General features: G+C 71.4%; 19 protein-coding genes, 4 tRNA genes and 1 pseudogene. 15 read left to right on the top strand and 9 right to left on the bottom strand.

Annotation, left to right across the window (positions count from 1 at the left end):
- Positions 1 to 288: 288 nt before the first annotated feature.
- The 8 genes and pseudogenes from purS (at position 289) to purM (ending at position 8,228) form a co-directional block, all read left to right on the top strand.
- On the top strand, positions 289 to 552 hold the full coding sequence (gene purS, locus ACZ6KF_RS14470; protein ID WP_020124274.1) for a phosphoribosylformylglycinamidine synthase subunit PurS: 264 nt from the start codon (positions 289 to 291) through the stop codon (positions 550 to 552).
- Positions 549 to 1,253, top strand: coding sequence for a phosphoribosylformylglycinamidine synthase subunit PurQ (purQ, locus tag ACZ6KF_RS14465; protein WP_356631267.1), 705 nt, complete (start codon positions 549 to 551; stop codon positions 1,251 to 1,253). The genes purS and purQ overlap by 4 nt, the downstream gene beginning before the upstream one ends.
- Positions 1,250 to 3,508 (top strand): phosphoribosylformylglycinamidine synthase subunit PurL, encoded by a 2,259-nt coding sequence (gene purL / locus ACZ6KF_RS14460; protein WP_469158799.1) that lies wholly within the window; start codon positions 1,250 to 1,252, stop codon positions 3,506 to 3,508. The genes purQ and purL overlap by 4 nt, the downstream gene beginning before the upstream one ends.
- A 63-nt stretch (positions 3,509 to 3,571) precedes the next feature.
- Positions 3,572 to 3,742, top strand: a pseudogene (locus ACZ6KF_RS14455) (Uma2 family endonuclease); the annotation flags it as partial.
- 117 nt (positions 3,743 to 3,859) lie between these two features.
- Positions 3,860 to 4,657, top strand: coding sequence for a maleylpyruvate isomerase family mycothiol-dependent enzyme (locus ACZ6KF_RS14450; RefSeq protein WP_469238562.1), 798 nt, complete (start codon positions 3,860 to 3,862; stop codon positions 4,655 to 4,657).
- A 40-nt stretch (positions 4,658 to 4,697) separates the two neighbouring features.
- A complete protein-coding gene (locus ACZ6KF_RS14445) occupies positions 4,698 to 5,516 on the top strand; it encodes an META domain-containing protein (RefSeq protein WP_469238560.1) in 819 nt (272 codons plus the stop codon).
- Positions 5,517 to 5,588: 72 nt separating this feature from the next.
- Positions 5,589 to 7,118, top strand: a complete 1,530-nt coding sequence (gene purF, locus ACZ6KF_RS14440) for an amidophosphoribosyltransferase (RefSeq protein ID WP_356631259.1) — start codon at positions 5,589 to 5,591, stop codon at positions 7,116 to 7,118.
- A 45-nt stretch (positions 7,119 to 7,163) separates the two neighbouring features.
- On the top strand, positions 7,164 to 8,228 hold the full coding sequence (purM, locus tag ACZ6KF_RS14435) for a phosphoribosylformylglycinamidine cyclo-ligase (protein ID WP_469175623.1): 1,065 nt from the start codon (positions 7,164 to 7,166) through the stop codon (positions 8,226 to 8,228).
- Between the two features lie 81 nt (positions 8,229 to 8,309).
- Here the strand turns inward: purM and ACZ6KF_RS14430 are convergent, their stop codons facing one another.
- Together ACZ6KF_RS14430 and ACZ6KF_RS14425 are read right to left on the bottom strand one after the other, a co-directional pair.
- Positions 8,310 to 8,561, bottom strand: a complete 252-nt coding sequence (locus ACZ6KF_RS14430) for a DUF3073 domain-containing protein (protein ID WP_356631255.1) — start codon at positions 8,559 to 8,561, stop codon at positions 8,310 to 8,312.
- A gap of 314 nt (positions 8,562 to 8,875) precedes the next feature.
- Positions 8,876 to 9,970 carry a Leu/Phe/Val dehydrogenase gene (locus ACZ6KF_RS14425; RefSeq protein WP_356631253.1) on the bottom strand — a complete coding sequence of 365 codons (1,095 nt, stop codon included), beginning with the start codon at positions 9,968 to 9,970 and terminating at the stop codon, positions 8,876 to 8,878.
- Positions 9,971 to 10,190: 220 nt separating this feature from the next.
- Here ACZ6KF_RS14425 and ACZ6KF_RS14420 point away from each other — a divergent pair, with 220 nt between their 5' ends.
- Both ACZ6KF_RS14420 and bldC read left to right on the top strand, forming a co-directional pair.
- A complete protein-coding gene (locus ACZ6KF_RS14420) occupies positions 10,191 to 11,042 on the top strand; it encodes a DUF8083 family protein (protein WP_356631251.1) in 852 nt (283 codons plus the stop codon).
- A 541-nt stretch (positions 11,043 to 11,583) separates the two neighbouring features.
- The gene (bldC, locus tag ACZ6KF_RS14415) at positions 11,584 to 11,790 is read left to right on the top strand and encodes a developmental transcriptional regulator BldC (RefSeq protein WP_003949541.1); all 207 of its coding nucleotides are present in this window, start codon (positions 11,584 to 11,586) and stop codon (positions 11,788 to 11,790) included.
- Positions 11,791 to 12,105: 315 nt separating this feature from the next.
- Here the strand turns inward: bldC and ACZ6KF_RS14410 are convergent, their stop codons facing one another.
- The 3 genes from ACZ6KF_RS14410 to hrpA form a co-directional block, all read right to left on the bottom strand.
- Entirely contained in the window at positions 12,106 to 12,291 is a 186-nt protein-coding gene (locus ACZ6KF_RS14410; RefSeq protein WP_356631249.1) for a DUF6274 family protein, read from the bottom strand.
- 258 nt (positions 12,292 to 12,549) lie between these two features.
- A tRNA-Asp gene (locus ACZ6KF_RS14405) sits at positions 12,550 to 12,624 on the bottom strand.
- 93 nt (positions 12,625 to 12,717) lie between these two features.
- Complete coding sequence (gene hrpA / locus ACZ6KF_RS14400) at positions 12,718 to 16,662, bottom strand: ATP-dependent RNA helicase HrpA (protein ID WP_469238559.1); 3,945 nt, start codon at positions 16,660 to 16,662, stop codon at positions 12,718 to 12,720.
- 76 nt (positions 16,663 to 16,738) lie between these two features.
- Between hrpA and ACZ6KF_RS14395 the strand changes: the two genes are divergently transcribed.
- A complete protein-coding gene (locus tag ACZ6KF_RS14395) occupies positions 16,739 to 17,773 on the top strand; it encodes an ABC transporter permease (protein ID WP_469238557.1) in 1,035 nt (344 codons plus the stop codon).
- A gap of 17 nt (positions 17,774 to 17,790) precedes the next feature.
- Here ACZ6KF_RS14395 and ACZ6KF_RS14390 read toward each other — a convergent pair.
- The 4 genes from ACZ6KF_RS14390 to ACZ6KF_RS14375 all read right to left on the bottom strand — a co-directional run bounded on the left by ACZ6KF_RS14390 (position 17,791) and on the right by ACZ6KF_RS14375 (position 19,757).
- A tRNA-Phe gene (locus ACZ6KF_RS14390) sits at positions 17,791 to 17,864 on the bottom strand.
- 24 nt (positions 17,865 to 17,888) lie between these two features.
- Positions 17,889 to 17,963, bottom strand: a tRNA-Asp gene (locus ACZ6KF_RS14385).
- A gap of 50 nt (positions 17,964 to 18,013) precedes the next feature.
- Positions 18,014 to 18,086: transfer RNA gene (locus ACZ6KF_RS14380), tRNA-Glu, on the bottom strand.
- Between the two features lie 81 nt (positions 18,087 to 18,167).
- Entirely contained in the window at positions 18,168 to 19,757 is a 1,590-nt protein-coding gene (locus tag ACZ6KF_RS14375) for a metallophosphoesterase family protein (RefSeq protein ID WP_356631243.1), read from the bottom strand.
- 107 nt (positions 19,758 to 19,864) lie between these two features.
- Here ACZ6KF_RS14375 and ACZ6KF_RS14370 point away from each other — a divergent pair, with 107 nt between their 5' ends.
- From ACZ6KF_RS14370 to ACZ6KF_RS14355, 4 genes are all read left to right on the top strand, one after another.
- On the top strand, positions 19,865 to 20,215 hold the full coding sequence (locus ACZ6KF_RS14370; RefSeq protein ID WP_356631241.1) for a metallopeptidase family protein: 351 nt from the start codon (positions 19,865 to 19,867) through the stop codon (positions 20,213 to 20,215).
- Positions 20,216 to 20,376: 161 nt separating this feature from the next.
- Positions 20,377 to 20,925, top strand: coding sequence for a hypothetical protein (locus ACZ6KF_RS14365; protein WP_469238555.1), 549 nt, complete (start codon positions 20,377 to 20,379; stop codon positions 20,923 to 20,925).
- A 243-nt stretch (positions 20,926 to 21,168) separates the two neighbouring features.
- A complete protein-coding gene (locus ACZ6KF_RS14360; protein ID WP_469175615.1) occupies positions 21,169 to 23,376 on the top strand; it encodes a DEAD/DEAH box helicase in 2,208 nt (735 codons plus the stop codon).
- Positions 23,377 to 23,592: 216 nt separating this feature from the next.
- Entirely contained in the window at positions 23,593 to 26,685 is a 3,093-nt protein-coding gene (locus ACZ6KF_RS14355) for an FG-GAP repeat domain-containing protein (RefSeq protein ID WP_469238553.1), read from the top strand.
- Positions 26,686 to 26,703: the final 18 nt, after the last annotated feature.

The following is a 26,703-nucleotide window of genomic DNA, read 5'->3' as shown; positions in this document are numbered from 1 at the left end:
GCTGTCCGCCAGTTATCGAGGAAAGTATCGGCTATTGCCAATTCATTTGTACAGTGCCCGGCAAAGCAATGTGAAGCCCGACTAAATCTCCCCGCGTGTCTCCGGCGCAATAGGTATCGCGTGCGGATCGCGGATCTTTCCCGGAACTTTTCGTGAACAGGCCCCTCCGATGCCGGACCGTGACCATGGTTCTGTGGCTTCCTACAACTCTACTCGCGTAGAAATTTTGTGCGGGTACGCTGAAGTCACTGCAGGAACCTGCTCAGCACCACACCACCGGGAGTGCCCGTGGCACGCGTCGTAGTCGACGTCATGCTCAAGCCGGAGATCCTCGACCCCCAGGGCCAGGCGGTCCAGCGTGCGCTGCCGCGTCTGGGTTTCGAAGGGATCTCGGACGTACGTCAGGGAAAGCGATTCGAACTGGAAGTTGACGGACCGGTCGACGAGGCCGTGCTCGCCCGCATCCACGATCTTGCCGAATCCTTCCTCGCCAACACCGTGATCGAGGACTTCACCGTGAAGGTCGAGGAAGTGGCGGAGGCGGCCAAGTGACCGCTCGTATCGGCGTCGTCACTTTCCCGGGCAGCCTCGACGACCGGGACACCCAGCGCGCCATCCGCCTCGCCGGCGCCGAGCCCGTCGCCCTCTGGCACAAGGACAAGGACCTCAAGCAGGTCGACGCCGTGGTGCTGTGCGGCGGCTTCTCCTACGGCGACTACCTGCGCGCCGGGGCCATCGCGCGGTTCTCGCCGGTGATGGAGCCGCTCATCGAGCAGGCGAAGGCCGGGTTGCCGGTCCTCGGCATCTGCAACGGCTTCCAGATCCTCACCGAGGCCCACCTGCTGCCCGGCGCGATGCTCGGCAACGACCACCTGCACTTCATCTGCCGCGACCAGAAGCTGCGGGTGGAGAACGCGGACACGGCCTGGACGACCGACTACACGGCGGGCCAGGAGATCCACATCCCGCTGAAGAACATGGACGGCCGCTACGTCGCCGACGCCTACACGCTGGACGAACTGGAGGCCGAGGGCCGGGTCGCGTTCCGCTACGTGGCCCGCGACGGAGTCGCTGATGAGCACTACAACCCCAACGGCTCGCTGCGCGACATCGCCGGCATCACCAACGCCGCCGGCAACATCGTCGGCCTGATGCCGCACCCCGAGCACGCCGTGGAGCCCCTCATCGGGTCGGGCCGCACCGACGGCCTGCCGTTCTTCACCTCGATCCTCAAGAAGCTGGTCAACGCATGAGCCGGACGCCTCTGGACACGGTCGAGCACGCGGCCGCGACCCCCGACGTCGAGCTGCCCTGGGCCGAACTGGGCCTGAAGAAGGACGAGTACGAGAGGGTCGTGGAGATCCTCGGCCGCCGTCCCACCGGCGCCGAACTCGCCATGTACTCCGTCATGTGGTCCGAGCACTGCTCGTACAAGAGCAGCAAGGTCCACCTGCGCCAGTTCGGCGAGAAGGCCCCGCAGTCCGACGCCCTCCTCGTGGGCATCGGCGAGAACGCCGGCGTGGTCGACGTCGGCCAGGGCTACGCAGTCACCTTCAAGGTCGAGTCGCACAACCACCCGTCGTACGTGGAGCCCTACCAGGGCGCGGCCACCGGCGTGGGAGGCATCGTGCGCGACATCATCGCGATGGGCGCGCGCCCGGTCGCCGTGGTCGACCCGCTGCGCTTCGGCGCCGCCGACCACCCCGACACCAAGCGCGTGCTGCCCGGCGTCGTCGCCGGCATCGGCGGCTACGGCAACTGCCTGGGCCTGCCCAACATCGGCGGCGAGGTCGTCTTCGACGCCTGCTACCAGGGCAACCCGCTGGTCAACGCCGGCGCCATCGGCGTGATGCGGCACGAGGACATCCACCTCGCGAAGGCGTCCGGCGCGGGCAACAAGGTCATCCTGTACGGCGCCCGGACCGGCGGCGACGGCATCGGCGGCGCCTCGATCCTGGCCTCCGAGACCTTCGACGACGCGAAGCCCTCCAAGCGTCCCGCCGTCCAGGTCGGCGACCCCTTCCAGGAGAAGCTCCTCATCGAGTGCACCCTGGAGGCGTTCGCCGAGAAGCTGGTCGTCGGCATCCAGGACCTCGGCGCGGCGGGCCTGTCCTGCGCCACGTCCGAGCTGGCGTCGAACGGCTCCGGCGGCATGCGGGTCACCCTGGACGACGTACCGCTGCGCGACTCCACGCTCTCGCCCGAGGAGATCCTCATGAGCGAGTCGCAGGAGCGCATGTGCGCGGTCGTGGAGCCCGACAAGGTCGACCGCTTCCTCGCCATCTGCGACAAGTGGGACGTCATCGCCACCGTCATCGGCGAGGTCACCGACGGCGACCGGCTGGAGATCTTCTGGCACGGCGAGAAGATCGTGGACGTCGACCCGCGCACCGTCGCCCACGACGGCCCGGTCTACGAGCGCCCCTACGCCCGCCCGTCCTGGCAGGACGCCCTCCAGGCCGACGACGCGAACAAGCTGCCCCGCCCGGCGACGTCCGAGGAGCTGAGGGACCAGGTCCTCAGACTGGTGGCGTCCCCGAACCAGGCGTCCAAGTCCTGGATCACCTCCCAGTACGACCACTTCGTGCAGGGCAACACGGTCCTCGCCCAGCCCGAGGACTCCGGCATGATCCGGATCGACGAGGAGACCGGCCTCGGCGTCGCCATCGCCACGGACGGCAACGGCCGGTACGCCAAGCTCGACCCGTACAAGGGCGCGCAGCTGGCCCTCGCCGAGGCGTACCGCAACGTCGCGACGACCGGCGCCAAGCCGCTCGCCGTCTCCGACTGCCTGAACTTCGGCTCGCCCGAGGACCCGGCCGTCATGTGGCAGTTCGCGGAGGCCGTACGCGGTCTCGCGGACGCCTGCCGGCAGCTCGGCACCCCGGTGACCGGCGGCAACGTCTCGCTCTACAACCAGACGGGCGAGGCGGCCATCCACCCGACGCCGGTCGTCGCCGTCCTCGGCGTGATCGACGACGTGGCGCGCCGCACGCCGGTCGCGTTCCGGGAGGAGGGCCAGCTGATCTACCTCCTCGGCGACACCCGCGAGGAGTTCGGCGGCTCGGCCTGGTCCCAGGTGATCCACGACCACCTCGGCGGGCTGCCGCCCGAGGTCGACCTGGAGCGCGAGCGCCTGCTCGCCGAGATCCTGATCTCCGCCTCCCGCGACGGCATGATCGACGCCGCGCACGACCTGTCCGACGGCGGCCTGATCCAGGCGGTCGTGGAGTCGGCGCTGCTCGGCGGCAAGGGCGCCCGCCTGATCGTCCCCGACGGTCTGGACGCCTTTACCTTCCTGTTCTCCGAGTCCGCCGGCCGCGCGATCGTCTCGGTCCCGCGCTCCGAGGAACTCCGCTTCAACGACATGTGCGGCGCCCGGGGCCTCCCGGTCACCCGCATCGGCGTCGTGGACGGCGACACGGTGGAGGTCCAGGGCGAGTTCACGCTCTCCCTGGCGGAACTGCGCGAGGCGCACGAGGCGACGATTCCGGCGCTGCTCGCCTGAGCGGTGCGCACGGGAACGAGGTCCCGCCCGACTCCGGGCGGGACCTCGTCGTGCCTCGGCGCGGGAGCTCTCATGGTCGTCGAGGTCACCTCGTACGACTCGGACACGGACCGGCGGGACCGGCACGAGAAGCCCGCCATTCACGGCGAGTGCGGCATCCCGCCGTACCTCTTGACCGACCGGGACGCCTGCACGGTCATCGCGCACAGCTTCCCGGATCGGGAGGTCGGCGGCTGACCGCCATGCTGCCCCCCTTCCCGGCACCGTCCAGTGTCGTCGGCCGCCGCCCCACCCGGGCCTCTTTCCCGGACGTACGCACGTACGAGTGGCGCCCTCCCTAGACTCGATCGCATGCCACCGGCCAGGAAGCGCCCCCGCGCCTACGATCCCGCCAGGACCCGTGCCGCCGTCCTCGCGCAGTTCGGCCACGTCCGGGCGGCCGTCCGGACGCTCACCCCCGAGCAGCTGGCGCTGCCCACCCGGCTGGGGGAGTGGACGGTACGGGACCTCGCGGCGCACGTCGGGATGGCGCTGCGGGCCGTCGGGCTGCTCGTGGCCGAGCCGGAACCGGCCCGACAGGACGCGGCGCTGCTGGACTGGCCGTCCGCCATCGCCGCCGACGCCGGGCGGATCGCCGACACCGCCCGTGAGCTGGCCGGACGCCACTCCGACCTGGACGCCTACCTCGGCGAGGTCGAGCAGCGCTTCACCGACGCCCTCGACGCGCACCCCGGGTCGCGGCTGCTGCCCACCAGCGCGGGCGCCCTTCCGCTCGCCGACTACGTCGTCACCCGCACCGTCGAGCTGGTCGTCCACACCGACGACCTGAACGCCGCGGTGCCGGGCCTGGAGGTGCCGTACGACCGGCAGGCCCTGGCCGCCTGCACGCGGCTGCTCGCCGACGCGCTCGCCGCGAAGGCGCCCGGCGGCGCGACGGAGGTGCGGATTCCACCGTACGCCGTGGTGCAGTGCGCCGAGGGGCCCCGGCACACCCGGGGCACCCCGCCCAACGTGGTCGAGACCGACCCGCTGACCTGGGTGCGGCTCGCCACCGGACGGACGTGCTGGCAGGAGGCGCTCGACGGGGCGCGGGTGAGCGCCAGCGGTGAGCGGGCGGATCTGAGCGCGTATCTGCCGCTGCTGGCGTGAGCCGGTGGAACCGCTCGCGGACCTGCGCCGTCGAACCGGCATGTACAGGCAGAAGCAGCTCATCGCCCGCACGGCCGCCGCCCTCGTCCTGCTCCCGCTCGCCGCGGCCTGCGGCACGGAGAAGGCCGACGGCGGCAGGGGAACCGCCGGCGCCGGGAAGCCGGCCGGGGTCACCGGCGTCCACTGGTCCGTCGACAGCGTCACCGCCGACGGCAGGACCCGCAAGGCGCCCGCGTCGGCCCACGTCACCATCGACGACAAGGGCAGGGCGCAGGGCAGCTACGGCTGCAACCAGTTCAGCGCCCGCGCCTCCTTCGTCGGCGACCGCGTCACCCTCGGCGAGGCCTCGGCGACCGAGATGGCCTGTGAGGAACCGGCGATGACCTTCGAGGAGACCTTCGCCCGCATCCTCGCCGACGGCGCCCTGAAGACCGACGTCGGCAAGGGCCGGCTCACCCTCACGACCGACGCGGGAGACACCGTGCGACTGAGCGAAGAGAAGAGCGCCCCCCTGCACGGCACCAAGTGGACGGTCACGGGCACCGGCGCCGACGGCGTCGTGCAGTCCCTGCCGCAGGGCGCCGAGGGCAGGGCCCACCTGGTGTTCGACGAGCGGACCGGCGCCGTCGGCGGCAGGCTGGCCTGCAACCGGGTCAACGCCGAGGCCACCGTGAGCGACGGCCGCATCACCCTGGGCACCGCCTCGACGACCCGGATGATGTGCGACGCCTCACTCATGGAGACGGAAAAGCGTCTGCTGGCGTTCTTCGACCAGACCGTCAGTTATCGGATCGATCACCGAACCCTCACGCTGACCAGGGAAAACGGTGAGACCCTGACCGCGGTGGCGAGCGAGTGACCCGGCGCGCCGCGGGCCGGGCGCAGATTCCCCAATTCGGACCAGTGGTCGATCTCGCCTACACTCGGTGGCGTGCCACGTGGTGACGGTCGACTCAATCACGATCTGCTTCCCGGCGAGAAGGGCCCCCAGGACGCGTGTGGCGTCTTCGGTGTCTGGGCTCCGGGCGAAGAGGTCGCAAAGCTCACGTACTTCGGGCTCTACGCCCTCCAGCATCGAGGTCAGGAATCCGCGGGGATCGCGGTCAGCAACGGCTCCCAGATCCTCGTCTTCAAGGACATGGGCCTGGTCTCCCAGGTCTTCGACGAGACGTCCCTCGGTTCGCTCCAGGGCCACATCGCGGTCGGTCACGCCCGCTACTCGACCACCGGCGCCTCCGTCTGGGAGAACGCCCAGCCGACGTTCCGCGCCACCGCGCACGGCTCGATCGCGCTCGGCCACAACGGCAACCTGGTCAACACCGCGCAGCTCGCGGAGATGGTCGCCGGCCTGCCCAAGCAGGAGGGGGGCCGCAGCACCCGTGTGGCCGCCACGAACGACACCGACCTGCTGACCGCGCTCCTCGCGGCGCAGACCGACGAGGACGGCAAGCCGCTGACCATCGAGGCGGGGGCCCACCAGGTCCTCCCCCAGGTGCGCGGCGCCTTCTCCCTCGTCTTCATGGACGAGCACACCCTGTACGCCGCCCGTGACCCGCAGGGCATCCGCCCGCTGGTCCTCGGCCGCCTGGAGCGCGGCTGGGTCGTCGCCTCCGAGTCCGCCGCACTCGACATCTGCGGCGCGAGCTATGTGCGCGAGGTGGAGCCGGGCGAGTTCCTCGCCATCGACGAGAACGGTCTGCGCAGCTCCCGATTCGCGGAAGCGAAGCCCAAGGGCTGTGTCTTCGAGTACGTGTACCTGGCCCGCCCGGACACCGACATCGCCGGCCGGAACGTCTACCTGTCCCGTGTGGAGATGGGCCGCAGGCTCGCCGCCGAAGCCCCGGTCGAGGCCGATCTGGTCATACCCACGCCGGAGTCGGGCACCCCGGCCGCGATCGGCTACGCGGAGGCCTCCGGCATCCCCTTCGGCGCCGGCCTGGTGAAGAACGCCTACGTCGGGCGTACGTTCATCCAGCCCTCGCAGACCATCCGGCAGCTCGGCATCCGGCTCAAGCTGAACCCGCTGAAGGAAGTCATCAAGGGCAAGCGGCTGGTCGTCGTGGACGACTCCATCGTCCGCGGCAACACCCAGCGGGCCCTGGTGCGGATGCTGCGCGAGGCGGGCGCCGCCGAGGTCCACATCCGGATCTCCTCGCCGCCAGTGAAGTGGCCCTGCTTCTTCGGCATCGACTTCGCCACCCGCGCCGAGCTGATCGCCAACGGCATGACCATCGACGAGATCGGCACCTCGCTCGGCGCCGACTCCCTGGCGTACATCTCCATCGACGGCATGATCGAGGCGACCACCATCGCCAAGCCGAACCTGTGCCGCGCCTGCTTCGACGGCGAGTACCCGATGGAGCTGCCGGACCCCGAGCTGCTCGGCAAGCAGCTGCTGGAGACCGAGCTGGCCGCCGGGCCCGCCGCCACGGCCGCGGCCGACGCCATCCGCCGCCCGTAGGGCGCCCGCCACACCCTGCCGTACGACACGAAGGTTCTCATCGCCATGTCTGAGACAACTGGTGCCAGCTACGCAGCAGCGGGCGTCGACATCGAAGCGGGCGACCGCGCCGTCGAGCTGATGAAGGAGTGGGTGAAGAAGACGCAGCGCCCCGAGGTCCTCGGCGGCCTCGGCGGCTTCGCCGGCCTCTTCGACGCCTCCGCCCTCAAGCGCTACGAGCGTCCGCTGCTCGCCTCCGCCACCGACGGCGTCGGCACCAAGGTCGACATCGCCCGTCGAATGGGCGTGTACGACACGATCGGCCACGACCTGGTCGCCATGGTCATGGACGACATCGTCGTCTGCGGCGCAGAGCCGCTGTTCATGACCGACTACATCTGCGTCGGCAAGGTCCACCCCGAGCGGGTCGCCGCGATCGTCAAGGGCATAGCGGAGGGCTGTGTGCTGGCCGGCTGCGCCCTGGTGGGCGGCGAGACGGCCGAGCACCCCGGTCTGCTGGGCGAGGACGACTTCGACGTCGCCGGCGCCGGCACGGGCGTGGTGGAGGCCGACCGGCTGCTCGGCGCGGACCGCATCCGCAAGGGGGACACGGTCATCGCGATGGCCTCCTCCGGGCTTCACTCGAACGGGTACTCGCTGGTCCGTCACGTCCTGCTGGACCGGGCCGGAATGGCCCTGGACGCCCGCGTGGAGGACTTCGGCCGCACCCTCGGCGAGGAACTGCTGGAGCCCACCAAGATCTACTCGCTGGACTGCCTGGCGCTGACCCGCACCGCCGAGGTGCACGCCTTCAGCCACATCACCGGCGGCGGGCTCGCCGCCAACCTGGCCCGGGTGATCCCGGACGGACTGCACGCGATCGTGGACCGTTCCACCTGGACGCCGGCCCCGGTCTTCGACGTCGTCGGACGGACGGGCGACGTGGAGCGGCTGGAGCTGGAGAAGACGCTGAACATGGGCGTCGGCATGATGGCGATCGTGCCCGAGGAGTCCGCCGACGTGGCGCTGGCCACGCTCGCGGACCGCGGAGTGGACGCCTGGGTGGCCGGCGAGATCACCGACCGCGAGGAGCGCACGACGGGAGCCGAGCTGGTGGGCGACTACGCGTAGGACGCGCGTCGGCAGCACGAAACCCGGTCCGGCGCTGGTCGCCCCGGACCGGGTGAAGACACGGCAGAGCCGCTGTAGGCGTCAGGCGCCGCGACGGTGTTGCGAGGAGGACTGGCCGTCCTCTTCCTCGTCGTCGTCCTCATAGAGGTCGGCGTACTTTGCGTACAGGTCGTCGTCGTGCTCATCGTCCTCGAAACGGTCGCCGTTTGGCGACGGATTCGACGTCGATGCGCCCAGCTCCTCAGCCAGGCGTGAGAGGTCAGTCCCACCGCTGTTGTACTTCAGCTGGCGGGCGACCTTCGTCTGCTTGGCCTTGGCCCGGCCGCGCCCCATGGCTCGACCCCCTCAACGACGGGGCTCGACGGCCCCAGAGTCTTGACACGCGTTCATGATCCGGAACGGACTCTCCGCGGAGAGACCGGTCCGTAGGGCTTCCACGGTACCTGAGCCCACGCCCATACGGTACGTCGCCCGCAGCACGCGCGTGTGCCCAGAACCTTTGAGGCGCCCCGTCCTCGCTGGTCAGTGGCGATTTTAACCACTTATCCACGGGCGACCCGCCGGGAGAAGTGAGAGTTCTCTCCAACCGCCCCCCGGCAGGTACCGCGCAAACCCCGGTCAGGCCGCTCGCGCGGCCGGCCGGAATGTCACCTTCCGCGTGCCGCGGCGGCCTCGTGCATCCGCTGTTCGGCGATCCGGTCGGCCGCGGCGGCCGGCGGAATACCGTCTTCCTTCGCACGTGCGAATATCGCCAGCGTGGTGTCGTAGATCTTCGCGGCCTTCGCCCTGCACCGCTCGAAGTCGAAGCCGTGCAGCTCGTCGGCGACCTGGATCACCCCGCCGGCGTTCACCACGTAGTCGGGCGCGTAGAGGATCCCGCGGTCCGCGAGGTCCTTCTCCACGCCGGGGTGGGCGAGCTGGTTGTTGGCCGCGCCGCACACCACGCGCGCCGTGAGCACCGGCACGGTGTCGTCGTTCAGGGCCCCGCCGAGCGCGCAGGGGGCGTAGACGTCCAGGCCCTCCACGCGGATCAGCGCCTCGGTGTCGGCGACGGCCGACACGCCCTGCGGGTGCCGGTCGAGGATCCGCCGTACGGCGTCCTCGCGCACGTCCGTGATCACGACCTCGGCGCCCTCGGCGCGCAGGTGCTCCACCAGGTGGTGGCCGACCTTGCCGACGCCGGCGATGCCGACGCGGCGTCCGCGCAGCGAGGGATCGCCCCACAGGTGCTGCGCGGAGGCGCGCATGCCCTGGTAGACGCCGAAGGCGGTGAGGACGGAGGAGTCGCCGGCGCCGCCGTTCTCCGGGGAGCGGCCGGTGGTCCAGCGGCACTCGCGGGCCACGACGTCCATGTCGGCCACGTAGGTGCCGACGTCGCAGGCGGTGACGTAGCGGCCGCCGAGCGAGGCGACGAACCGGCCGTAGGCCAGCAGCAGTTCCTCGGTCTTGATCCTCTCGGGGTCCCCGATGATCACGGCCTTGCCGCCGCCGTGGTCCAGCCCGGCCATGGCGTTCTTGTACGACATCCCGCGGGCGAGGTTGAGCGCGTCGGCGACGGCCTCCGCCTCGGTCGCGTACGGGTAGAAGCGGGTGCCGCCCAGCGCGGGGCCCAGGGCAGTGGAGTGGATGGCGATGACGGCCTTGAGGCCGCTGGCGCGGTCCTGACAGAGCACGACTTGCTCGTGGCCCCCCTGCTCCGAGTGGAAGAGGGTGTGCAGGACGCCGTCGGTTACCTCGGTCACTGTGGTGACTCCTGATGTGAAGCGGCGGTGGTGGCGGCTCCCGTGATGGTGGCGGGGGCCTGTGAGCACGAGATTAAGCCCTTCCGGGCCGCCCGGAAGGGCAGTGGCGGGGATCACCTACGGAAGAGGTACGGGCGTGCGACGATTTGCAGGGATTTCCCGCGGCGCCGCCGTCGGGACCACCGGTTTTCCCCGGCGCCGGCCGGGGGAGGGAGCAGGCGTGCCCAAGGTGTCCTCGGTGATCGTGCCGTACGCGGCGTACCTGCGCGTGTACGAGCCGCTGGCCGCCTTCCCGGAGCCGGAGCGCGGCCACTGGGCGCGCTACGCCCGCCGCCCCGACCTCCCGTCCTGCCAGGACGAACTGCGCCGCTCCCTGGCCGACTTGCTGCCCACCCCGCCGGTCCCGGTGCCGGTGCACGAGAGCGGCGACGCCTTCGTGCTGGAGTCCGACGGCGTGGTGCACGTCTGCCCGTGGCGCACTCGGCTGCGCGGCTGGCAGGCCCTGGGGGACCTCGCCGAGGAGCTGCCGCCGCCGCTGCTGGACGTCGTCCTGCCGCCGCTGGTGCGCCACCAGGCCACCCAGGACTACGAGCGCTGGCTGGCCGCCAACCCGGACGCCCGCCCGTGGATCCGCACGGCGACCTGGCAGGTGCCGCTGAGCTGGTTCGTGCTGGTCTCCGACGACGAGCGGGAGTACGCCGAGGGGACCGGGGAGCCCGGGCGGGCCGCGCCCGTGCTGCGCTACCGCACGCCCATGGTGCAGGCCCGCCGGCGGGTGGCCCGGGGGCTGCGGACGCTGCGCGCGGCGATGGACGAGGGGCCGCTGATCGACGGCCTGCTGGACGTGGGGCGCTGGCTGGAGGAGTTCCACCCGCGCTCGCTGGTCGAGCTGGACTACGGCGGGCTGGTGCACGCCCTGCCGGCGGCCGATCTGGCGGGCGACCACTCGGCGGCCGACGTGGCCGAGGGGATCGAGGCGCTGCGCACCGGGGACGGCCCGGCGGCGGGCGAGGCGTACGCGCGGCTGGTGGAGCGGTGGCGGTCGGTGCGGGACCTGCGTTCGGCGAACTGACGTCCTCCGCCGTGCCGTACGGTGCCGTCGCGGGAGGGGCCGGGGAACGGGCTTACGGGGCGTCAACAACGGACTTCGACAGCGATCCGGGCGATTCTGTCAAGCATGTGACCCAGGCGACAAGCGTGATGGAGCGCACTTACCCGGCCCTTGCGCCGCTTGCCCCTCCTCATGCCAAAATAGGACAAGGAGTCCGGGGAGGGCTCCTTCCGTCCCATGTGCTCAACTGTGGGCGGGATCTCAGCATTGCACGCTTTGGGGGGTCTGGTGACTCCTGATCGTCCTGTGACTGATCGTCACAGTGGCGTGACTGTCCGCTATGGCATGGTCCATCGGCTTCCGTCGCTGATGAACACCTGGGAGGGCAATTCCATCGGTTTGGCCGACGCGGCTGGACAGATGGTGTAGTTGTAGTGCCGAGGACAAGCCGTTCGTCCTATAACCGACTCGACTCGCGTCCGCCATTTCGGGCAACGCGGGTCAAGGTGCAGAATTTAGAGGAAAGAACCGAGATGGTTCGGTTCTCCCGAGGAGGCCGCTCATGACCGCTCGCACCCCTGATGCCGAGCCGCTGCTGACCCCGGCTGAAGTCGCCACGATGTTCCGCGTCGACCCGAAGACGGTCACGCGGTGGGCGAAGGCCGGCAAGCTCACGTCGATCCGCACGCTGGGCGGGCATCGGCGCTACCGCGAGGCCGAGGTCCGCGCACTGCTCGCGGGCATCCCGCAGCAGCGCAGCGAGGCCTGAACAACTGAATAGCCGGGCAAGGCGGCTGGTCCCCCACCGGCCGGTGCGCCCGTCACCACAGCTCCAACCGACGTGAGGGACTGCCCCAACAGAACTTTTCGTCGTCGATCGCGCTGGACTCCGCCGGGTCCAGCGCGATCTTTTTTGTGCCCGGTTGGTGGGGACTGTTGAGCGTCTGTGAGGGCGGTGCAATTGCACATATTAAATTGACCCGTTCCGGGCAACGGGTCGATACCGCCGCTTCAAAAACTCATGCAGTGACACCCGTCACATGCCGTTCCGCTTGTCACGACAGACGGGCTCGGGCTAATGGAACTAGTCGATCCGCTCGTCGACGCGCTCGTCCGGGCCGCCCTGCGGCTGCCGGGGCGCGGAGTCCATCGCCAGGCGCAGCAGGCGGTGGCAGATCGGGCAGTGCCGGGCCCGGTGTCCGTAGGACGACGCGGCCGACAGATGCGCGCGCAGCAGCGCCCGCGTCGCGTGCCTGGCCGATGCCGCCATACGCCACCCCCGGGGGCCGTACCGGAACACTGCCTGGTTTCTGGGTACCGACGGAACGTGACGTCGTCAAGCCGCGGGGGAGCGCTTGAGCCACGAGCGGCCGACCGGCGGCGTCCGGGGCCGTGCTGCGACCGCAGGCCGCCGACAAGCCGCCCGGAAGCCGCCGGAAGGGCCTCCGGGGCCGCGCCGGGGGCGAGTTGGCCGGCCCGGGAACGACCGAGGCCCGCCTCCCCTTGGGAGACGGGCCTCACTTCGCTGCGGTCCTGACGGGATTTGAACCCGCGGCCTCCACCTTGACAGGGTGGCGAGCACTCCAAACTGCTCCACAGGACCAGGTTTCGCGGCGCGATTTCCGCGTTGCGCTGCGAGAAGAGACTCTACAGGAGGGTGAGCCCCGGGTCGAACTCACCCAGTGTGCGGGGCCCGTTACGGGACGGCGGCGTCGATGGCCTTCACGATGCGCTTGTCCGAGACGGGGTACGCCGTGCCGAGGGCGTGGGCGAAGTAGCTGACCCGCAGCTCCTCGATCATCCAGCGGATGTCCAGGACCGACGCCGGCACGGGCCGCCCCTGCGGCATCTGCTCCAGCAGCCACGCGTACTCGTCCTGCATCTCCCGGACCTTCTCCATCCGGGTGGTGTCCCGCTGGACGTTGGTCGGCATCTGCTGCAGGCGCCGGTCCGCCGCGACCAGATACCGCATCAGGTCCGGCAGTCGCCGCAGCCCCGTCGCCGTGACGAAGCCGGGCCTCACCAGGGCGTCCAGCTGCTCCCGGACGTCCTGGAGGTTCGGCAGCAGCGCGGGGCTGCGTACGGCCTTCAGGCGGCGCTCACAGGCCTGCCAGGCGGCCAGCACCTGCTGGACCCGGTCCACCGTCCGCACGGTCGTGTCCACGATCTCCGCGCGCACCTTGTCGTAGAGCTTGCGGTACGACTCCTCGTCCCAGGCCGGTCCTCCGAAGTCGGCGATCAGCCGGTCCGCCGCGGCCGTCGCGCAGTCCTCGAACAGGGCCTGGACGGAACCGTGCGGATTGGCCGACAACGCCAGCTTCTGAGCGTTCGTCAGCTTTTCGGATGCGAACTTCGCGGGGTTGACCGGAATGTTGCGCAGGATCAGCCGGCGGGTGCCCTTCCACATCGCCTCCGCCTGCTCCGCCTCGGTGTCGAAGAGGCGTACGCAGACCGTGTCGCCGTCGTCCACGAGCGCCGGGTACGCCTTGACGGGCTGGCCGGCGCGGCGGGTCTCGAAGACGCGGGTGAGCGAGCCGATCGTCCAGTCGGTGAGCCCGGAGCGCTCCAGCGACTCGCCGCCCTGCCGCTCGGCCGTGGCCGCGGCGGCCTGGGAGAGGGCCTGGCGGGCCTTCGGCCGCAGCCGCAGCTTCAGCGCCTCCAGGTCCTTGTCCTCGGCCAGCTTGCGCCGCCGCTCGTCGACGATCCGGAAGGTGATCCGCAGGTGGTCCGGCACCTTCGCCCAGTCGAAGTCGTCCGCGGTGAACGGCACGCCGACCATCCGCTTCAGCTCGCGGGCCATGGTCGTGGTCAGCGGCTCCTGGAGGGGCACGGCCGCGTCCAGGAAGCGCTTGGCGAAGTTCGGCGCCGGGACGTAGTTGCGGCGGATCGGCTTGGGCAGGGAGCGGATCAGCTCGGTGACCAGTTCCTCGCGCAGGCCCGGGATCTGCCAGTCGAAGCCCTCGTCGGTGACCTGGTTGAGGACCTGGAGCGGGATGTGCACGGTGACGCCGTCGGCGTCCGCACCCGGCTCGAACTGGTAGGTGACGCGAAACTTCAGCGGCCCCTGCCGCCAGGTGTCCGGGTAGTCGGCCTTGGTGACCGCCTCCGCCGACTCCCGGATGAGCATCTCCCGCTCGAAGTCGAGGAAGTCGGGCTGCTCGTGCCGCTTGCGCTTCCACCAGGAGTCGAAGTGCGCCCCGGACACGACGTGTTCGGGGACCCGCTGGTCGTAGAAGTCGAACAGCGTCTCGTCGTCGACGACGATGTCCCGGCGCCGCGCCCGGTGCTCCAGCTCCTCGACCTCGCTCAGCAGCCGGCGGTTGTCGGCGAAGAACTTGTGGTGCGTGCGCCAGTCGCCCTCCACGAGGGCGTTGCGGATGAACAGCTCCCGGCTGACCTCGGGGTCGATCCGGCCGTAGTTCACCTTCCGCTGAGCGACGATCGGGACGCCGTACAGCGTCACCTTCTCGTACGCCATCACCGCGGCCTGGTCCTTCTCCCAGTGCGGCTCGGAGTACGTGCGCTTGAGCAGGTGCCCGGCGAGCGGCTCGACCCACTCGGGCTCGATCTTCGCGTTGACCCGCGCCCACAGCCGGCTCGTCTCCACCAGCTCTGCGGACATCAGGAACCGGGGCTGCTTCTTGAACAGCGCCGAGCCGGGGAAGATCGCGAACTTGGCGTTGCGGGCGCCCAGGTACTCGTTCTTGTTGCCGTCCTTCACGTCCTTCATCCCGATGTGGGACAGCAGGCCCGCGAGGAGGGAGACGTGGACGCGGTCGGCGGGGGCGTCGTCCTCGTTGAGGTGGATGCCCATCTGCTTGGCGACCGTGCGCAGCTGGCTGTAGATGTCCTGCCATTCGCGGATGCGCAGGAAGTTGAGGTACTCCTGCTTGCACATCCGCCGGAAGGAGGAGGAACCGCGCTCCTTCTGCTGCTCGCGGATGTAACGCCACAGGTTGAGGTAGGCGAGGAAGTCGCTGGTCTCGTCCTTGAAGCGGGCGTGCTGCTGGTCGGCCTGGGTCTGCTTGTCGGCGGGGCGCTCGCGCGGGTCCTGGATGGACAGCGCGGCGGCTATCACCATGACCTCGCGGGCGCAGCCGTTCCTGTCGGCCTCCAGCACCATCCGGGCCAGGCGCGGGTCGACGGGCAGCTGGGCCAGCTTGCGGCCCATGTCGGTGAGGCGCTTGCGCGGGTCCTTCTGCGCCGGGTCGAGCGCGCCGAGCTCCTGGAGGAGCTGGACGCCGTCGCGGATGTTGCGGTGGTCCGGCGGGTCGATGAAGGGGAACTTCTCGATGTCGCCGAGGCCGGCCGCGGTCATCTGGAGGATGACGGAGGCGAGGTTGGTCCGCAGGATCTCCGCGTCGGTGAACTCCGGGCGGGCGGCGAAGTCCTCCTCGCTGTAGAGGCGGATGCAGATGCCGTCGGAGGTGCGGCCGCAGCGGCCCTTGCGCTGGTTGGCGCTGGCCTGGGAGATCGGCTCGATGGGCAGCCGCTGCACCTTGGTGCGGTGGCTGTAGCGGCTGATCCGGGCGAAGCCGGGGTCGATGACGTACTTGATGCCGGGGACGGTCAGCGAGGTCTCGGCGACGTTGGTCGCCAGCACGATCCGGCGGCCGGTGTGCGGCTGGAAGACGCGGTGCTGCTCGGCGTGCGACAGCCGTGCGTACAGGGGCAGCACCTCGGTGAAGCGGTACTGCTTCTTGTTGAGCGCGTCCGCGGTGTCCCGGATCTCGCGCTCGCCGGAGAGGAAGACGAGGATGTCGCCCTGCCCCTCCGCCATCAGCTCCTCGACGGCGTCGGTGATCGCGGTGATCTGGTCGCGGTCGGCGTCCTCGGCGTCCTCCTCGAGCAGCGGCCGGTAGCGCACCTCGACCGGGTAGGTCCGGCCGCTGACCTCGACGATCGGGGCGTCGCCGAAGTGCCGGGAGAAGCGCTCCGGGTCGATGGTCGCCGAGGTGATGACGACCTTGAGGTCGGGCCGCTTGGGCAGCAGCTGGGCGAGGTAGCCCAGCAGGAAGTCGATGTTCAGCGACCGCTCGTGCGCCTCGTCGATGATGATCGTGTCGTAGGCGCGCAGCTCGCGGTCGGTCTGGATCTCGGCGAGCAGGATGCCGTCCGTCATCAGCTTGACGAAGGTGGCGTCCGGGTTGACCTGGTCGGTGAACCGCACCTTCCAGCCGACGGCCTCGCCGAGCGGGGTGCGCAGCTCGTCGGCGACGCGCTCGGCGACCGTGCGGGCGGCGATCCGGCGGGGCTGGGTGTGCCCGATCATGCCGCGCACGCCCCGGCCCAGCTCCAGGCAGATCTTGGGGATCTGCGTGGTCTTCCCGGACCCGGTCTCACCGGCGACGATGACGACCTGGTGATCGCGGATGGCGGCCGCGATCTCGTCCTTCTTCTGGCTGACGGGCAGCTGCTCGGGATACGTGACCTCGGGGACCTTGGCCCGGCGCTCGCTCATCCGCGCCTCCGCCCTGGTCGCCTCGGCCTCGATCTCGGCGAGGACGGCGGCGCGGGCCTCCGGCTTGCGGATCCGGCGCGCGCCTTCGAGCCTCCGGCCGAGGCGGTGGGCGTCGCGCAGCGACAGCTCGGTCAGGCGGGAGGCGAGGGTGCCGAGGGCGGGGGCGGGGTGCGTAGACATACGGCTTCCAGGATCTCACCTCGGGGAAATCGGTGGCGACCGGATTTGCCGGTGCCGATGATCTAGCTTGGGCCTTATGTCCGATTCCGCGCAGAGTGGGTCCCCGTTCCTGCCGGCGGCCGTGCTGACGCTGATCATCGCCGCCGCTGCCGGTCTCTTCGCCGGTTCCTACACGTACGCCATGGCCGACCCGACCCCGCGCACCGTCCCGGCGGCGGTGGTCGGCGCCTACGAGCAGGAGCCGGGCCGGCGTTTCATCGCCGGGCTGGAGCAGGCGCTGGACGCCTCCGTGAAGCTGCATCCCTACGGCAGCCGGGACGCGGCGATGGAGGCGGTGGACGACCAGGAGGTGTTCGCGGTGCTGGACGTCCCGGCCGGCCGGGACGCCGTCACGCTGGACGTCTCCGGGGCCTCGGGGGCGTCGGTCGCCGAGGTCCTGGAGAAGGCGGCGGCGGAGGTGGGCGAGCAGACCGGGATCACGGTGACCGTGAAGGACCTCACACCCCTCCAGGAGGGCGATCCGCGGGGCCTGGCGATCTTCTACATCTCCCTCGCGGCCGTGATCATCGGCTTCGTCGGCGCGATCCAGCTGAGCGTCCACGCCCGTGGGCTCAATCCACTCGAACGGATCGCCTTCACCGCCGGATACGCCCTGCTCGGCGGGCTCGCGATCGCCGCGGCGGTCGACTGGCTGCTGGACGCCCTCGATCTGCCGTTCGTGCAGTCCTGGATGATCCTGTCGCTGACCATGTTCGCGTCCGGCATGGTCTTCACGATGTTCAACACCCTGTTCGGGCGCTGGGCCATGCTGCCGACCTGGGGCCTGATGGTCCTGATCGGCAACCCGTCCTCGGGCGGCGCCGTCTCCTGGCCGCTGCTGCCGTCCCCGTTCGGCCTGATCGGCCAGTGGCTGCCGCCCGGCGCCTCGGTCAACGCCCAGCACACGGCCGTGTACTTCCCCGGCCACCAGCACGCCTTCCCGTTCCTGGTGCTGGCCGGCTGGGCCCTGGTCTCCTGCGCGGTCTTCTGGACCTGGCGCCACCGCCACCCGGGCGGCCGGGAGGCGGAACCCGTCGAGTCCGTCCGGCACGACGAAAGCCCCGCTCACTGAGCGGGGCTTCCGGGGTGTGGCTGGGGCCGGGGTCGAACCGGCGACCTATCGCTTTTCAGGCGATCGCTCGTACCAACTGAGCTACCCAGCCACGAGGTTTCGTACGAAACCTCAGCGGTCCTGACGGGATTTGAACCCGCGGCCTCCACCTTGACAGGGTGGCGAGCACTCCAAACTGCTCCACAGGACCAAGCTGTCGTGTGCGAACCGACGAACGTAAGTGTCGCACACCGTACTGCGTGCCCCCAACGGGATTCGAACCCGTGCTACCGCCTTGAAAGGGCGGCGTCCTAGGCCGCTAGACGATGAGGGCTATCGGCCCGCCTGGGCGCTTCTCAGCGCGTCGGGGACGTGAGAAGCATATGGGATGGCGAGAGGTATCGCCAAAACGGTTTCACGGCCCGGAAGGCGGGGCGGGGGAGGAGACGGCGGGCGAGCCGCTCGCCGGGGCCGTCGGGGACGGGGTCGCCCCGGGCTGGTTCTCCTCCACCAGATGGCGGCTGACCTCGGCCGTCGTCAGCCCGAGCCCGCCGAGCCGGATGGCGTCCCAGGCCTGGAGGCGGCGGCTGTCGCGGTCGAAGTACAGGATCGACGCCTCGATCGGGTCCGGCTCGTCGTCCTCGATCGCGCGCAGGCCGCTGCCGCCGGTGGAGCCCTCGATGCGCAGCCGGGTGCCGTAGGGCAGCACCTCCATCTCCTGGTGGTGCAGATGGCCGGCCAGCACCAGCGGGACCGCGCCGTCCGTCTGCCGGGCGGCGGCCGGCTCGTGGGCGATCGCCACGTCCACCGGCCTGCCTGCGGCCCGCTGGTCGCGCAGGGCCGACGCCAGGCGGGCGCCGGCCAGCTCCTGGGAGGCCTCCGCGCCGGGCTCGGCCGAGCGGTCGGGGGTGAACTGGGGATCGCCGATGCCCGCGAACCGCAGGCCCGCGACGGTCTTGGCCCGGCCGTCGTCCAGGACGTGCACGTTCCTGAGTCCCTCCAGATAGCGCTGGGTGAGCGTCGAGTCGTGGTTCCCGCGCACCCAGACGTACGGGGCGCCCAGGTCCTCGATCGGGTCCAGGAAGCCGTTCTCCGCCGCCGTGCCGTGGTCCATCGTGTCGCCCGAGTCGACGATCACGTCCACCCGGTACTGCTCGACCAGCGAGGCGATGATCTTCCAGCTCGCCGGGTTGAGGTGGATGTCGGAGACGTGCAGGACGCGGATGGTGGTGGGGTCGGGGGCGTAAGTGGGGAGCGTGGAGGTGGCGTCGTACAGCTTGGTCACGTTGGTCACCAGGCGGGCCAGTTCGCGCTGGTAGACGTCGAACTCGGTGACGATGCTGCGGGCGTCGCCGACCAGGGAGGGGGCGGAGGAGAGCAGCCCGGAGAACCTCGGCTCCAGGACCGACTTGGGGTTCCAGGTGGCGTACGCCGTCGTCCCGGAGGCCGCCAGCAGGGCCAGCGCCAGACCGCCCGCCGCCAGCGCCCGGCGGGGCCGCCGGTAGACGGCGAGGCCGAGCGCGGTGGCGCCCGAGACGACGGCGACGCACGAGCGCAGGGCCAGGTCGCGCGCGCCGTGCCCGACGTCCCGGGCGACCTCGTCCTGGAGGCCGGACAGGCGCTCGGGGTGGTCCACCAGGGCCTGGGCGCGGTCCGGGTCGAGCTGGTCGACGTTGACGTCCAGGCGGACCGGCGCGACGTGGCTGTCCAGGCCGAGGGCGCCCAGCGGGGAGACGTTGATCTTCGTGCCGCCGGTGAGTGAGGGGCGCAGCGTCATCGTCGTGTCCATCGGGCCGACCGGGACCCGGACGTTGCCGACGATCAGCAGGCCAAGCCAGGCGCCCAGCAGGACGACGGCCATGAGCCCGAGGGCGCGCACCCAGGGCCGTGGCGCGGGATCGGCGCCGGGGCGCGGGCCGGGACGGCGGGGCTTCTTCGCGGGGTCGGTCGGGGACGGGTTCCTACGGGCGAACAGGTGCGTGAAGGCGGCCGGGACGCGTGCCATTGGTGCCGTATGCCCATGTCCGTGGCTGGATATGCGGGTGTCCCGCCGGGTGGCGGATGCGTGCGCGCGGGTCTCCCTCGGGGGTGTCGTACCCGACAATGGGCCGTGTGCTGGAGATGACGCGCGAGGAGTTCGAGGAACTGGTCGCCGAGGCCCTGGACCGGATCCCGCCGGAGCTGACCCGACTGATGGACAACGTCGCGGTGTTCGTGGAGGACGAACCGCCCGCCGACGATCCCGAGCTGCTCGGGCTCTACGAGGGGACCCCGCTGACCGACCGGGGCGAGTGGTACGCGGGGGTGCTGCCCGACCGGATCACGATCTACCGGGGGCCGACCCTGCGGATGTGCGAGTCGCGGGAGGACGTCGTCGCGGAGACGGAGATCACCGTGGTGCACGAGATCGCCCACCACTTCGGCATCGACGACGCGCGGCTGCACGCGCTCGGGTACGGGTGACCCGGGCACGGTCGGGTGCGGCTCGGGCACACGCGGCGCGGGCACGGGCAGGCGTGAGCCGGGCGCGGTGACGGGGGCGGTCGTGCGGGGCGCGTGTCCTCTCAGGGGTGGCGGGAGTTGGGCACGTTGACTCCTTCACCCTCCACCGGAGGTGGCTGCCCGTGCGCCCCTTGTCCGTTCCCGTCCGCCTGGCCGCCACGGTCGTCGCCGTCGTCGCCGCCACCACCACCGGTTGCATGAGCGTCGGCGACGACGGACGCCGCGCCGAACCGTCCCACTCCGCCGGACAGCGGGGCGGCGAGGACCCCGGCGCGGACCGGGCCGCCCCCGGTGCCGGCGCCGGGCACGGCGGGGCCGTGGGCGACGCGGAGCACGCGCGCGACAAGCGCGGCAAGGACGGCGAGAAGCCCAAGCCGGGGAAGTCCAGCACGCCCTTCTCCAAGGCCGAGGACCCGCGCGCCGACGCCCCCGCCTCGCCGCCCTCCGGACACGGCGGCCCCGCCGGACCGGGAGGCGTCGCCCCCACGCCGGGAGAGCCGACGCCGAGCGGCGACGCCCCGACGGCCGAGCCGCCCGCCCCGTCGCCGGAGCCGCCCGCCTCCCCCGCCCCCACGGCCGCCGAGCCCTCGTCCTCCGCGAACCCGGATCCCGCACCGCAGCTCGGGCACCGGGAACCGGCTCCCGCGCAGGCGGCGGCCGTTCCCGGCTGACCGGCGGCGGCCGGACCCGCGCCGACGGGGTGTGACCCACGTCAACCGGAACCGGTTTGCCTTGCGGGGTGGAGGGTGCGTATGGTGGTAGATCGTTTGATCCCATTTGCCCGGCGCCACCACAGAGCGCGCCGTGTGGCGCGTTCTCTCCCTTGCCGTGGCTGACCGCATTGAGGCGGTCGTATTGCGAACACGGAGTTGACGGGCGCGTGCCGACGAGACTCCGGAAGGTTTCGCATACGTATGTCCATGTCCAGCACCGATCTGATCGTCGTGCCCGAGAGCACCGACACCCTCGACACCACCCTCGACGCCGACACCACCGCGGAAGCCGTCGAGACCCTCGAAGCCGTCGAGGCCTCTGACGCCACCCCCGAACCGACGTTCGCGGAGCTGGGGCTCCCCGAGGGCGTCGTGCGCAAGCTCGCGCAGAACGGCGTGACGGTCCCCTTCCCGATCCAGGCGGCGACCATCCCGGACGCGCTGGCCGGGAAGGACATCCTGGGCCGTGGCCGCACCGGCTCCGGCAAGACCCTGTCCTTCGGTCTGCCGACCCTGGCCACCCTGGCCGGCGGCCGCACCGAGAAGAAGAAGCCCCGCGCCGTCATCCTGACCCCGACGCGCGAACTCGCCATGCAGGTGGCGGACGCCCTCCAGCCGTACGGCGACGTCCTCGGCCTGAAGATGAAGGTCGTCTGCGGCGGCACCTCGATGGGCAACCAGATCTACGCCCTGGAGCGCGGCGTCGACGTCCTCGTCGCCACGCCGGGCCGCCTGCGCGACATCATCAACCGCGGCGCCTGCTCCCTGGAGGACGTGCGGATCACCGTCCTCGACGAGGCCGACCAGATGTCGGACCTGGGCTTCCTGCCCGAGGTGACCGAGCTGCTCGACCAGGTCCCGGCGGGCGGCCAGCGGATGCTGTTCTCCGCGACCATGGAGAACGAGATCCAGACCCTCGTCCAGCGCTACCTGACCGACCCGGCGACCCACGAGGTCGACGCGGCGCAGGGCGCGGTGACGACCATGTCCCACCACATCCTGATCGTGAAGCCCAAGGACAAGGCGCCGGTCACCGCGGCCATCGCCTCCCGCAAGGGCCGCACCATCATCTTCGTGCGCACCCAGCTGGGCGCCGACCGGGTCGCCGAGCAGCTGCGCGACTCCGGCGCCAAGGCCGAGGCGCTGCACGGCGGCATGACCCAGGGCGCCCGCACCCGGACGCTGGCCGACTTCAAGGACGGGTACGTCAACGTCCTGGTCGCCACCGACGTCGCCGCACGCGGCATCCACGTGGACGGCATCGACCTGGTCCTCAACGTCGACCCGGCCGGCGACCACAAGGACTACCTGCACCGGGCCGGCCGCACCGCCCGCGCGGGCCGCACCGGCACCGTCGTCTCCCTGGCCCTGCCGCACCAGCGGCGCCAGATCTTCCGGCTGATGGAGGACGCGGGCGTCGACGCCACGCGCCACATCATCCAGGGCGCCGGCGCCTTCGACCCCGAGGTCGCCGAGATCACCGGCGCCCGCTCGATGACCGAGGTCCAGGCCGAGTCGGCGGGCCACGCCGCCCAGCAGGCCGAGCGCGAGGTCGCCCAGCTCGCCAAGCAGCTGGAGCGGGCGCAGCGCCGCGCGGCCGAGCTGCGCGAGGAGGCCGACCGCCTGGTCGCCCGGCTCGCCCGGGAGCGGGGGGAGGACCCGCAGGCAGCGGTGAACGCGGTGACCGAGGCGGAGGGCGCCGCGGGGGCCGTGACGGCGGAGACGACCGTGGTGGCCGAGGAGGCCGCCGTGGTGGTACCGGAGCAGCCGGCCGCGCAGGACGTGGACCGGGTGGAGCGCGTCGAGCGGACGGAGCGCTTCGAGCGCGCCGAGCGGCCGGAGCGTGCCGAGCGCTTCGACCGTCGTGACGACCGTCGTGACGGCGACCGTGGTGGCCGTTCCTTCGAGCGTCGTGACGACCGCGGGGGCGACCGTGGTGGTTTCCGTCGTGACGACCGTGGCGGTGAGCGTCGTCCGTTCAACCGGGACGACCGTGACAACCGCGGCGGTGGCCGTTCCTTCGACCGTCGTGACGACCGTCGCGACGGCGACCGCGGTGGCCGCACCTTCGAGCGCCGCGACGAGCGCCGTCCGTTCGACCGCGACCGTGACAACCGCGGCGGCGGCTTCAACCGCGACGACCGTGACAACCGCGGCGGCGGCCGTTCCTTCGAGCGCCGTGACGACCGCGGCGGCGACCGCGGCGGCTTCCGCCGTGACGACCGCACCGGTCACCGCGGCAGCGACCGCCCCTTCAACCGCGACCGCCAGGGCGACCGCCCCGGCTTCCGCACCGGCGGCCACGACCGCCCGTACGGCCGCCGCGACGACCACCGGGGCAGCACCGGCACCGGCACCGGCTCGTTCGGCCGCCGCGACGACAAGCCGCGCTGGAAGCGCAACGGCTGACACCGGCCGATGTGACTGAACGCCCTGTGGCCTCCACCGACTCACCGGTGGGGGCCACGGTCGTCTCCCCCCGGCCCGGTCGAAACCCCTTTCCCTCAAGGCGTGAACGGCCGGTATGATCAGCCGACTTCTGAGACGGATGCGGCGCCTGGGGCGAGGGGCACTGAGGGAACGGTGCGCGTCCCGTCTCGTGCTCGCTCTCGGGGAGGGTCTCCTTTGGCTCGTCATGCCTCCGCACGCCTCGGTCTCGTCGCCGCCACCGCCGTACTGGCGGCCGGCCTGAGCCCGCTGCTGCCCTCGACCGCCGTCGCGGACACACCGCAGGAGTCGGTGGTGCCGGCGACGCTTCGCAGCACCTACCTGGGCGGCCGGCTCTACGGCAACTCGACGTACTCCGGCCAGGACGGCGCCGGAGCGCAGGGCGTCTTCCACACCCTGGAGGGGAGCGGGCTGGTCTGGACGCGGTATGCCGACGGCGGTTCCGTGCCCGTGACCCGGCCGTCCGGCGGTTCGGTGCCGGCCACCACGGGCGGCGACGCGCTGGCGTACCGCCACACCGACGGCCGGATCGACCTGGTGGACGCCGCAGACGGCACCATCCGCACGCTTCGGGTGCCCTCGGGCCTGCAGTTCCTCACCGCCTACGCGGATCTGGCGGTGGCCTTCCGCAACGTGACGGACGAGAACGGCACGGCCACGCGCGAGACGCACCTGCTCGTCCCGGACGGCGACGGCGGCACGCGGGACCTTCCGGTCACGGGGGTGCCCGAGGGGCTGTCGCTGGGCCGGCCCCTGGGCGGGGACGTGGACGGGCTGCTGTTCCTGGCCGGCACGCCCGGGCAGTTCGAGGGGTACCGGGCGGTCATGGTGGACCGCGGTACCGGCCGGGTCACGGACATGACGCCGGAGTACCCGGATCCCTACGCCAGGGCCCAGGTCTCCGGGAAGCACGTCGCCCTGTTCACCATCAGCGATCCGTCCGTGCTGGTGTTCGACCGCTCGGACCTGTCCGCCGCCCCGACCGAGGCCGTGCTGGACGGCGGCGGTGTGAATCCCACCCAGGATCTCGTGGTGGTGGGCGACTGGCTGGTCCACCGGCCCAGCTCGGGCACGGGGCTGTTCGCCGAGCACGTCACCAGCGGCTCGCGGGTGACCCTCGCACAGCACTCCTCGTACGGCGTCTCCGCCGCCCCGGACGGCACCGCCGTCGTCTTCGCCACCGGCCCGGACGGCTACGGCGTCCACCGCATCCAGCCCGGCCCCGACGGCACGCCGGTGCTGACCATGGTCAAGGCTCTGCCCAAGCCGCCCGCCAGGATCCGGGGGATCTCCCTGGACCAGGGCCGCCTGGTCGTCGCCGACGACAGCAAGGACGGGGTGCGGGACGACTACGCGCGCACCGTGGCCGCGACCGGCGCACCCCAGTTCGGGGAGCGCTCGTCCTTCACGCCCGGAACCGGCACCGAGGACACGCCCGGCGTCTGCTCCACCGACCCGGCCTGCTCGCGGCTGTTCGGCACCGCCGACGGCAGGGTGGCCTGGATGCGGTACGGCAGCACGGACAACGAGGTCAGGGTCAACGGCCCGGCGGACGGTGACCTCTGGGGCGTGAACATCCCCGGGGAGGGCCGGATCGTCGACGTGTCGGGGCGGTACCTCCTCTACACGGACCCGGGCACGCGGTACGTGTACGAGATCGGCGGCGAAGGAAAGCCCGTCGCCGAGGCGTCCGGCGCCGCCGCGATCTCCGGGGACGTGCTGTGGACGACGGCCACCACCCCGGGCAGCCTCAAGGCGCTGAACCTGTCCACCAAGACGTCCAGCACGGTCACCACCGACGCCGGCTGCACGCCCACCGAAATCCAGGCGCTCGGCCGCTACCTGTACTGGACCTGCGACGGCCGGGCCGGGGTCTACGACCGTACGGCGAAGACCTCGACGCCCGTGCCGACGGGAGAGGCCAAGCTGGGCGACGGTTACGTCGTCACCCACGACCGTGAGGCGGGCAGGCTGACGCTCACGACCGTCGTGGGCGGCACGCCCGTGAGCCGGGTGATCGGCGACCTGCCCGGCGGCGCCGAATCGCTGCGGGACGTGCGCTGGACGGTGGACGAGTCGGGGTCCAACGCCGCGTTCGTCGACGACCGGGAACGCGTCCACCTGGTGCCGTCCGGGGTGCCGCAGCAGCCCCTGCGGCTGCTCGGGCCCGCCCGGAGCGCCGCGCACGTCGTGTCGCGCGAGGGGGACGAGGTCCCGGACACGCTGACCACGGTGCTGCTGTCCAAGCCGTCCGCGAGCTGGCGGCTGACCGTGCGCAACGCGGCGACCGGTCAGGTCGTCGACACCCGCACCGGCGGAGCGGCGCGGGGCGAGCTGAGTGTCGGCTGGGCCGGCCGGGACGCCACGTCGTCCAGGCGCCTCCCCAATGGCTCCTACGACTGGACGCTGTCCGTGGCCCCGGCCGACGGGGTGGGGGCCGCCCTGGAAGTGCGGGGCACGGTCGGGCTGCGCAAGGGCAGCGCCGTGCGCCGTGACCACGCGGGCCCGTCGGGCCACCCGGACGGCATCGGCGACCTGCTCACCCTCAACTCCTCCGGCAGCCTCACCTTCCACCAGGGCACCGGCGAGGGCGGATTCTCCGGGAAGGCGAGCGGCGGCGGCTGGGCGACGAGCGTGCGGCCGGTGCCGATCGGCGACCTGAGCGGGGATCGCTGCAACGACGTCCTGGTCCGTTTCGGCAGCGGCACGGTGCGCCTGTACCGGCCGGCCTGCGGAGCTGCGCTCAAGCCGTCGACGGCCTACACCACGATCGCGACGGGCTCCGGCTGGAACCAGTACGACGTCCTCACCTCGCCCGGTGACGTCACCAGGGACGGCCGCCCGGACCTGGTCGCCCGCAACTCCTCCACCGGCGCCGTCTACCTCTACAAGGGCACGAGCACCGGCAAGCTGTCCTCGCGCGTCAAGCTGTACGACGACTGGAAGACGTACAAGAAGATCGTGGGCGCCGGAGACCTCAACGGCGACGGCATCGGCGACCTGGTCGCCCAGGACAGGTCGAACGTCCTCTACCGCTACTTCGGCAAGGGCGACGGCACCTTCGCCTCCCGCGTGAAGCTGTTCACCGACTGGGGCGCCTCGTACAACGCCGTCGTCGGCGTCGGCGACATCACCGACGACGGCAAGGCCGACCTGGTCGCCCGCGACAGCGGCGGCAACCTGTACCGCAACAGCGGTGACGGCAAGGGCTCGTTCGGCGGCCGAGTGAAGATCGCGACGGGCTGGAGCGGCTACAAGGGCCTCTTCTAGCCGTTTCGTGACGTGTGT

The sequence above is a fragment of the Streptomyces sp. NPDC046379 genome (assembly GCF_055587785.1).
The sequence above is the reverse complement of the archived record's forward strand: the minus strand, read 5'-3'. Positions and strand labels throughout refer to the sequence as shown.